The sequence below is a fragment of the Nocardioides ureilyticus genome (assembly GCF_051280745.1).
Classification (GTDB): Bacteria; Actinomycetota; Actinomycetes; order Propionibacteriales; family Nocardioidaceae; genus Nocardioides.
In genome coordinates, this window is record NZ_JBNCOG010000003.1 from 168,469 (window position 1) to 177,898 (window position 9,430).

The 9,430-nt window shown below is 73.7% G+C and carries 6 protein-coding genes; all 6 read left to right on the forward strand.

Annotation, left to right across the window (positions count from 1 at the left end):
• Nucleotides 1-84 precede the first annotated feature (84 nt).
• The 6 genes from pstC to ACSMHG_RS03165 all read left to right on the forward strand — a co-directional run bounded on the left by pstC (nucleotide 85) and on the right by ACSMHG_RS03165 (nucleotide 9,196).
• Complete coding sequence (gene pstC / locus ACSMHG_RS03140) at nucleotides 85-1,095, forward strand: phosphate ABC transporter permease subunit PstC (RefSeq protein WP_435741922.1); 1,011 nt, start codon at nucleotides 85-87, stop codon at nucleotides 1,093-1,095.
• Nucleotides 1,092-2,381 carry a phosphate ABC transporter permease PstA gene (pstA, locus tag ACSMHG_RS03145; RefSeq protein WP_435741923.1) on the forward strand — a complete coding sequence of 430 codons (1,290 nt, stop codon included), beginning with the start codon at nucleotides 1,092-1,094 and terminating at the stop codon, nucleotides 2,379-2,381. Before pstC ends, pstA begins: the two co-directional genes overlap by 4 nt.
• A complete protein-coding gene (locus tag ACSMHG_RS03150; protein WP_435741924.1) occupies nucleotides 2,378-4,018 on the forward strand; it encodes a phosphate ABC transporter substrate-binding protein PstS in 1,641 nt (546 codons plus the stop codon). Before pstA ends, ACSMHG_RS03150 begins: the two co-directional genes overlap by 4 nt.
• A complete protein-coding gene (locus ACSMHG_RS03155; RefSeq protein WP_435741925.1) occupies nucleotides 4,015-6,660 on the forward strand; it encodes a hypothetical protein in 2,646 nt (881 codons plus the stop codon). The genes ACSMHG_RS03150 and ACSMHG_RS03155 overlap by 4 nt, the downstream gene beginning before the upstream one ends.
• A gap of 47 nt (nucleotides 6,661-6,707) precedes the next feature.
• Nucleotides 6,708-7,586 carry a sortase gene (locus tag ACSMHG_RS03160; RefSeq protein WP_435741926.1) on the forward strand — a complete coding sequence of 293 codons (879 nt, stop codon included), beginning with the start codon at nucleotides 6,708-6,710 and terminating at the stop codon, nucleotides 7,584-7,586.
• A gap of 77 nt (nucleotides 7,587-7,663) precedes the next feature.
• Nucleotides 7,664-9,196 (forward strand): Ig-like domain repeat protein, encoded by a 1,533-nt coding sequence (locus ACSMHG_RS03165; RefSeq protein WP_435741927.1) that lies wholly within the window; start codon nucleotides 7,664-7,666, stop codon nucleotides 9,194-9,196.
• The last annotated feature ends 234 nt before the right edge of the window (nucleotides 9,197-9,430 follow it).

A 9,430-nucleotide genomic window follows, 5' to 3' on the forward strand; every position in this document is an offset into this window, starting at 1 on the left:
CCGCGCTCCCGTTCCGCCGTCGTCCTGAGGATCTGCTCGCCCGGGCACCTCCGCCCGGGGAGCAGACCTCACCTCAGGACCACCGTGACGACCCTTCCGCTTCCCGGCGCCGGCGACGACGTCCGTCCCCGCCGGATCTCCCGACGTGCGACGGGCGTGGACGCCGTGTTCGAGCACGCCAGCCGTGCAGTCGGCGCGTCGGTCCTCCTGGTCACCGGCGGCGTGGGCGTCTTCCTCGCCTGGCAGGCCTACCCGACCCTCGACCGGTACGGCTGGTCGTTCTTCACCGGGAGCGAGTGGCAGCCCGAGGCCGACGTCGTCGGCATCGCCGCGGTGCTCGCGGGCACGGTGTCGGTCGCGATGGTGGCGATGGTCTTCGCCTTCCCGCTGGCCTTGCTCACCGCCCTGTACATCAGCGAGTACGCGCCGGCCCGGCTCCGGTCGACGTTGGTGTCGCTGGTCGACCTCATGGCGGCCGTGCCCTCGATCGTCTACGGACTCTGGGGCTACTTCCTCGTCATGCCCCACGCTGCGGCGCTGGCGCTGTGGCTCGAGCGCAACCTCGGCTGGATCCCGCTGTTCGACGTACGGGGCGCTGACCCCGACGCCGCGGTGTGGGACACCAGCCGCTACACGGCCAGCGCCTTCTGCGCCGGGATCGCCGTCGCCGCGATGGTCATGCCGATGGCGTGCGCGGTCATGCGCCAGGTGTTCTCCCAGACGCCTCCGGGCGAGAAGGAGGCCGCGCTCGCGCTCGGATCGACCCGCTGGGGGATGATCCGCGCGGTCGTGCTCCCCTTCGGCCGGGGCGGCATCATCGGCGGCACGATGCTCGGCTTGGGCCGGGCCCTCGGCGAGACCATCGCCGTCTACCTGATCATCTCCCCGGCCTTCGAGGTCAAGCTCAACATCACCGAGCTGGGCACCAGCACGGTCAGCGCGCTGATCGCCGGCCGCTTCGGGGAGGCCACCGACGCGCAGCTCTCCGCGCTCCTCGCGGCCGGCTTCGTGCTGTTCCTCATCACGCTGGTGGTCAACACGGTGGCCGCGGTCATCGTCGGCCGCAGCCGCTCCGGAGCGGGGACGGACGCATGACGACCACCGCACCGCCCGAGGTCGGCGGCGCCGCGACGCCGGTCGCCGCGACGCACCTGCCGGTCCGCGACGAGGACGCCCCGCCGGCGGTACGGCGGACCAGCCTGGGCCGGCTCAGCCCCGACGAGCAGTTCGCCCGCCTCGGCCCCTGGGTCGCCGCGCTGGGCCTCGCCTGGGTGCTCACCCAGCGGTTGCTGCCGCTGGCCGGGCTGCCGTGGTTCGTCATCGCCTGGTTCGTGCTCGGCCTGGTGCTGACCGCGACCGCTGCGGCCATGACGGGCGGCTCCACCGAGGTGGCCGAACGGGTCGCGGAGGCCGTGGTGATCGGCGGGGCGGTGGTCGTCGGCGCGGCGCTCGTGTCGGTGGTCTACGACGTCGGCTCGCGCGGCTGGCGACCCCTCACGCACCTCAACTTCTTCGTCGACGACATGTCCGGCGTCGGCCCCAAGGACGCCCTCGACCGCGGCGGTGTGCTCCATGCGGTCGCCGGCTCGCTGGTCCAGCTGGGCATCGCCCTGGTGATCACGCTGCCGCTCGGCATCGGCACGGCCGTCTTCATGACCGAGGTCGGCGGCCGGTTCGCCCGAGTGGTCCGCACGGTGGTCGAGGCGATGACCGCGCTGCCCTCCATCGTCGCCGGGCTCTTCATCTACACCGTGCTGATCCGTGCCCTGGGCTACCCGCGCTCCGGCCTGGCCGCCGCGCTCGCGATCGCGGTGATGATGCTCCCGATCATCGCCCGCGCCGCCGACGTGGTCCTCCGGGTCGTCCCCTCCGGGCTGCGCGAGGCGAGCCTCGCGCTCGGCGCGAGCCGCTGGCGCACCGTGTGGTGCGTGGTGCTCCCGACCGCTCGCCCCGGTCTGGCCACCGCGGTGATCCTGGGCGTGGCCCGGGGCATCGGCGAGACCAGTCCGGTCCTGCTCACCTCCGGAGCCGCGGCGTTCCTGGTCACCGATCCCACCGAGGGAGCGATGAACTCCCTGCCGCTCTACATCTTCTCGCTGGTGCGGTCCGGTGAGCCGACCGCCATCACCCGGGCCTACGGCGCTGCCGCCGTGCTGCTCCTCCTGGTGCTGGTCCTCTTCGTGGTCGCCCGGCTGCTGGCCCGCCCGCGGGGCGCCCGGGCGCCGTGGCGCAGCCGGCTGCTCGCCCGGCTGGCGCAGGCGCCGTCGATCCGCCGCCGGGAGCCCGCCCACGTGCGGCCCGCGGACCCGCTCAGTCCCGCCGGCCCCGCCGGCCCGACCACCCACCTGACCACCGCCTCGACCCCGGGGGAGACCCGTTGAGCACCGCTCGCCGAACGATCCGCGCCTGGTGCGCCTTCCTGCTCGCGCTGGGCTGCGTGGCCACGCTGCCGGGCACGGCCCACGCCGCGACGTACGCCCAGATCGAGGGGACCGGCTCCACCTGGTCGGAGCTGATCGTGCAGCAGTGGATCTCAGACGTCGACGCGAACGGCATGAAGGTCGTCTACACGGGCGGCGGCTCGTCCAAGGGGCGCAAGGACTTCGCCCAGGGGAGCACCGACTTCGCGATCTCCGAGATCCCGTACCAGGGCGTCGACGAGGCGGGGAACGCCGACACCAGCAACGGCCGCGAGTTCGCCTACCTGCCGATCGTGGCGGGCGGGACGGCGTTCACCTACCAGCTCAAGATCGGCAACGAGCTCGTCCGCAACCTCCGCCTCTCCGGCGAGACGATCGCGAAGATCTTCACCAACCAGATCACCAACTGGAACGACCCGGCCATCGCCAAGGACAACAACGGGCGGTCGTTCCCGTCGCTGCCGATCACGCCCGTCGTCCGGTCGGACGGCTCCGGGACGACCGCCCAGTTCACCAGCTGGATGGACGACCAGTACCCCCACCTGTGGCGGCCCTTCTTCGGTCGGTCGGGCCTGACGTCCTACTACCCGCGCAAGGGGCGCGCGGTGGGACAGGCCGGCTCGGACCAGGTCATGAACACCATCGCCGGGTTCGCCGGCAACGGCACCATCGGGTACGTCGAGTACTCCTACCCGGTCAACAAGGACTACCCGGTCGTCAAGGTCCTCAACAAGGGCGGCTACTTCGTCGAGCCCACGCAGTACAACGTCGCCGTCGCGTTGACCAAGGCGCGGATCAACCAGGACAAGAGCTCCCCGCTCTACCTCACCCAGGTCCTCGACGGGGTCTACTCGGCCACCGATCCGCGGGCCTACCCGCTGTCGTCCTACAGCTACATGATCATCCCGACCGGCAGCGACGACCCGCGGATGTCGACCGCGAAGCGGCAGACGCTCGCCGACCTCATGTACTACTCGCTGTGCGCCGGCCAGTCGAAGGCGGGGCCGTACGGGTACTCGCCGCTGCCGCTCAACCTCGTGCAGGCCGGATTCCAGCAGATCGCCCGGCTCGGGCAGGCCGACCCGGACGTCGACCTCACGGACCGCAAGGTCACCGAGTGCAACAACCCGACCTTCGACGGCAAGAACCTCGCGGGCAACAAGCTGGCCCAGATCGCGCCGCAGCCCGCCGCCTGCGACAAGGTCGGCGCCGGCCCTTGCGGCACGGCCACCGGCACCAACCAGCCCTCCACCGACGAGGGCGGCGCGCCCGCCGGGGACGGCGGTGCGGCCGCGGGCGGTGACACCGGCGGCTCCGGCGGGCCGGACGGCCAGGGCGGCGCCGGTTCCGGGGTGGACCCGGCGGCGCCCGGGGGCGAGGCCCCGGCCGTGCTCGACCCGGAGACCGGAGCCGTGGTCGGCGGCGAGGTGGGAACCAGCGCCGGCGAGGCGCTCTACGCCACGCCGACCGAGCTGGCCGCCCACCGTCCCGCGGACACGCGGACGTTCGGCTGGCTCGCAGCAGCCGAGCTGCTGGCCCTGGTCCTCCTGCCCGGGCTGTACGTGGCCGCGCTCAAGCGACGGCGAGCCGCCCGATGAGCAGCACACGGATCCGCCGCCGGCTCGCCGTGCTGCTCGCTCTGGTGGTCGCCTTGCTCGGCGTCGGTGCCGTGGCCCCCACGGCAGACGGTGGAGACCTGGCGCCGGCCGCGGCCGCCGCGGCAGCCCCGGGGGGCCCCGGGAAGGGCGAGGGGGCGCGGAAGGACGGCTACCGCGCGACGAAGTCGCTGACGCGGGTGCTGACCAACGCCGACGGGTCGACCTTCGCCTTCCCGACGTACGACGTGACCGTCACCGCCGACAAGACACGCAACCTCCGCGGCCGCCAGCGCATCCGCATCAGCTGGCGGGGCGCACAGCCCAGCGGCGGTCGGGCGAGCAACCCGTACGGCGAGAACGGGCTCAGCCAGGAGTACCCGGTCGTCATCCTCCAGTGCCGCGGGGTCGACGACGCCGGCGCGCCGGCCAGCCGGCGGTTGAGCCCCGAGACCTGCTGGACCGGCTCGGTCGCACAGCGGTCCCAGGTGAGCCGCTCCGACGGCGAGGCGTTGTGGCGCCACGACCTCCACGCCGCCGACGCCGACCGCGAGCGGCTCTCCGGCGTGGAGCCGTTCCCCTCCGCGGAGGAGTGCGCCACCGCGGACATCGCTGGGTACTCCACCCGGCTCACGCCCTTCGTCGCCCGCGGCGGCACCCGGCACCTCGCCTGCGACGGCACGCACATGCCTCCCGAGGCCGCGGTCGGCGCGGCATTCCCCCCGGCCGAGCTGGCGGCGTTCACCGAGCCGGACGGCACCGGCAGCGTCCAGTTCGAGGTCCGCAGCGACGTGGAGAACGAGTCGCTCGGCTGCAACCACCAGGTCGCCTGCTCGGTCGTCGTCATCCCGATCGTCGGGCTCAGCTGCGACCGGCCCTCGACGCCGCAGACCAACGGCGACCAGGCCTGCCGCCGCGGCGGGCGGTTCGCGCCCGGCAGCAGCAACTTCGCCGGTGAGGGGATCGACCAGGCGGTCGGCCCGGCCCTGTGGTGGTCGGCCTCGAACTGGCGGCACCGGTTCTCCATCCCGATCACCTTCGGCCTGCCACCGGACACCTGCGACATCCGCGACCCCCGTCCGCCGACGGGGTTCTACGGGTCCGAGCTGCTCGCCCAGGCCGCGCTCCAGTGGTCCCCGGCGTACTGCCTGGCCAAGGACCGGTTCAAGTTCCAGCTCAACCAGATGTCCGACGAGGCCGGGTGGAACCTGATGGAGAGCGGCGGTGGGGCAGCCGCCGCCGTCTCGTCCGAGCACGAGCGACGCGGTCCCGACCCGGTCGGCTACGCCCCGACGGCGATCACCGGCTTCTCCATCGCCTATGCCATCGACGAACCCGACAACGGCGGGGAGTACACGCGGCTGCGGCTCAACGCCCGCCTCCTCGCGAAGCTGCTCACCCAGAGCTACCTCGGGTCCGACCTCGGACGCGGCCATCCGGGCATCGAGGGCAACCCGTTGGCGATCATGAACGACCCGGAGTTCCAGAAGCTCAACCCGGGCCTCGCCACGACGACCCAGGAGGCCGGCGCGACGCTGCTCTCGCTGTCCAACGGCTCCGACGTCGTCGAGCAGCTGACGGCGTACCTCGCCGAGGACCCCGACGCCCGCGCCTTCGTCTCCGGCAAGCCGGACCCGTGGGGCATGCGGGTCAACCCCGAGTACCGGGGGATCGAGCTGCCGCGGGCGGAGTGGCCGCTGCTCGACACCTACGTGCCGAAGACCGAGAACACCTGCCGCCAGGAGAACCCGGCGGTGTACTTCACCCAGCTCGCGGCCCCGGTGACCACGCTCCGCAAGATCTCCGGGGCCCTCCTCGACGCCCACCCGAACGTGCAGACCCGCTGCGAGTTCGACCAGTCGACGCAGCAGTACAAGCTCGGCCGGGTCGACCGGCAGTCGTTCGGCTCGCGCTTCATGCTGGGTCTCACCAGCCTGGGTGACGCCGCCCGCTACGGCCTGCGCTCGGCGTCGTTGCAGACCAAGCCGGGGCGCTACGTCGCGCCGAACGACGCCTCCCTCGCGGCCGCCATCCGCCTCGCGCGGCAGAAGGGCCGAATGCAGCCGTTCGTGCTCGACCAGGGAGACGTCCGTCGCTCCGGGGCTGCCTACCCCGGGACGATGGTCGTCTACACCGCCGCGCGGCTGCGGGGGATGCCCGAGGACGACGCTGCCAAGGTCGCGCAGTTCATCCGGGTCGCCACCACGGAAGGGCAGCGTCCCGGGAGCGGGAACGGCGAGCTCCCCGACGGCTACCTGCCGATCCGCCGCACCGGCGTGACCGCAGCGCTCTTCGAGTCGGCGCAGGAGGTGGCGGCCGCCGTCGCGGCGCAGCGCACCCCGGCGGGCGGCGCCGGCCCGGCCGCAGGGGACGGCCCAGGTGGCGGGACCTCCGGGGGCGGTGCCGGGCCGGTCGGCGGGGTCGACCTGCCGACGGGCGAGGTGCCCGTCGACGAGGTGCCCGAGGCGCAGCCACCGGCGTCGGGCGGGGCCGACGCGCCCGCCGTCGCGGTGCCGGAGATGCCGGCGACGCAGGCGGTGGCCTCGCGGCTGGGGAGCGGCGTGCTGCCCGCCCTGCTGCTCGTCGGGCTGGTCGCCCTGCTGGTCGCCAGCGGTCTCCGCTTCTTCGTGCGGGTGCCGCGATGAGCGTCCTCGCCCGCTCCGTCGATGGCGTCGCGCCAGGGATGCCGGCAGTGCCCACTCCCCGTCGACGGTCGCGGGTACGGCGGGCGAGGCCCGCCACCCGCCCCGACGACCGGGTCGCGCTGGTCTCCTCGGTCCTCACCATGGTCGCCCTGGTGTGCCTGTGGACCGTCGTGCAGGTGCTCGTCCTCGGCGCGTTGTCCCACGAGCGGGCCCAGGAGCTCCTCTACCGGGAGCTGCGCACGCAACTGGCCAGCGCGACCGCGCCGCTGGGCCCCGTCGTCCCCGTCGGCGCCCCGGTCGCCGTGCTGAGCGCGCCCGCGGTCGGCCTCGAGCAGGTCGTGGTGGAAGGGACGGCGTCCGGGGACACGCTCGTCGGGCCCGGCCACCGGCGTGACACCGTGCTTCCCGGGCAGGTCGGCACCTCGGTCGTGTACGGCCGGGCCGCCACCTACGGCGGCCCCTTCCGCGACCTCGCGGAGCTCCGCGCGGGCGACCGCATCGACGTGACCGCGGCGCAGGGGACCGTGGCCTTCACCGTCCGCGGGGTACGCCGGGCCGGCGACCCGCTGCCCCCGCCCGCCGAGGAGGGCGCCGCGCGCCTCACTCTGGTCACAGCCGAGGGCGCGGGGCGCTTCTCCGGCAGCTCGGTGGTCTACGTCGACGCGGACGCGGACGAGGGCTTCCCCGCCCCGCCAGGTCGCCCTGCGGCCGTGCCCGAGTCGGAGAAGGCGCTCGGCACCGACACCGGTGCGCTGCCGCTGCTCGCCCTGCACCTCGCCGTCCTGGTCGCCCTGGTCCTCGGCGTCCTGGCGGCGCGGCAGCGCTGGCCGGCGGTCCTCGTGTGGGTCGTCGCCAGCCCCCTTGCCGTCGCTCTCTCGTGGGCGACCACCGACGTGGCCGTGCGGCTCCTGCCGAACGTCCTCTGACCGCACCACCGGGCCGCTCGGGGCCCGTTCGACCGCACCACCGACCGCACCACCCATCTGAAGAAAGCGACAAGGAAATGTTCGTACGCAAGTCCCTCGCCGGCCTCGCGGCCGCGACCCTCGCCGGGTCCGGCCTCGCGCTGTCGGCCCCCGCGTTCGCCGCCGAGCCCGACGACACGACCTTCACCCCGGTCGCCGCCGACCTCGTCGGCGTCGGCTCCGACACCAGCCAGCACGCCCTCAAGCTGATCGCGGACGCCTGGAACGCGGGCAAGCCCGCGAACCGGATCGCGACGTTCGCGGCGACCGGCGGCGGCGAGGTCACCCTGCCCGGCGGCGCCATCAAGCGCCCCAACGGCTCGGGATCCGGCAAGGCGCTGCTCTACGGCGCCGGCAACAACGCCGACGTCGACTTCGCCCGCTCCTCCTCCGGCCCCACCAGCACCGAGGTCCAGGCCGGCCTGCAGAACTTCCCCTTCGCCCTCGACACCCTGGTGATGGCGGTCTCGGGCTCGGCCCCGTCCAACGCGCCGGCAACCCTGACCAAGGACCAGATCGTCGACATCTACGACGGCACGGTGACCAACTGGTCCCAGCTCGGCGGCAAGCCCGGCGTCATCGCGCCGAAGATCCCGCAGGCGGGCTCGGGCACCCGGAGCTTCTTCGTCTCCCAGCTGAAGTCGGCCAACAACGGCGTCGACGTCCAGCTGGCCGCCTCTGTGGCCGAGGTGCAGGAGCACGACGACACCACGATCAAGAACGACCCCAACGCGGTGGCGCCGTTCTCCGAGGGCCGCGCCGGCCTGCTCGGGTCCACCCTGCGGCTCGAGTCCGGCTTCCGGGCCGACCGGGCCCTCTACAACGTCGTCCGTGGCACCGACCTGGCCAAGCCCGAGGTCCAGGCCGTCTTCGGCGAGGACGGCTTCGTCTGCTCCAGCGACGCGCGGGGGCTCATCGAGGACGCCGGGTTCAAGCAGCTGGCCACGCCGGACCAGGGCGGTGTCTGCGGCGTCGCGACGCAGAGCAGCACCAGCAACTTCACGCTCAACGAGGCCGTGGCCACCGGCCTGTCCCTCTCCGCCTCGAGCGCCAAGGCCCGCTCGGCGACGCTCGTCGCCCAGGTCACCGGCAGCACCGCTCCCCAGGGCACCGTGACGTTCACCTCCGGCGGCCAGACGTTGGCCACCGGCGTGCCGCTCGTCTCGGGTCGCGCCACCCACACGGCCACGGGCCTGGAGCTCGGCAGCCGTGAGTTCAGCGCGGAGTTCGTGCCGGCGGAGGGCTCTGCCTTCGAGGGTTCGACCGACACCGCCTCGGTGGTCGTCAAGACCGGTTCCGCCGTCTCCGAGACGCTGCCGGCCAAGGTCGCCAAGGGCAAGGCGGCGGTCGGCACCGTCAAGGTGGCCCTCAGCGGCGTCAGCGCCTCGGCCACCGGCAAGGTCCGGATCCTCGAGGGCCGCACCGCGCTCAAGTCCGTCAGGCTCAAGGGCGGCGCGGCGAAGGTGAAGCTGCCGAAGCTGAGCAAGGGCAAGCACACCCTGCGGGCGGTCTGGGCCGGCAACGGCGTCGCCGTCGGCTCCAGCAAGACCTTCACCATCACCCAGAAGTGACCCGCGCGCCGGGGGGGGGGCGCCCCCCCCCCCCCCCCCCCCCCCCCCCCCCCCCCCCCCCCCCCCCCCCCCCCCCCCCCCCCCCCCCCCCCCCCCGGGGCGGCTGGCGACGAAGCGCGCCCGGCTCTGCTCCGACAGCGTGGGCGCGGGCCCCAGGACGGCATCGAGCTTGCTCGGGACGTAGTTGAAGAGCGTCCGCCGTGAGACGCCGGCTCCGGCGGCGAGGTCGTCCAT

Excerpts from the sequence above, each read along its gene's own strand:
- ACSMHG_RS03155 (WP_435741925.1), top strand. The coding sequence starts at position 4,015 with ATGAGCAGCACACGGATCCGCCGCCGGCTCGCCGTGCTGCTCGCTCTG.
- pstA (WP_435741923.1), top strand. The coding sequence starts at position 1,092 with ATGACGACCACCGCACCGCCCGAGGTCGGCGGCGCCGCGACGCCGGTC.
- ACSMHG_RS03165 (WP_435741927.1), top strand. The coding sequence starts at position 7,664 with ATGTTCGTACGCAAGTCCCTCGCCGGCCTCGCGGCCGCGACCCTCGCC.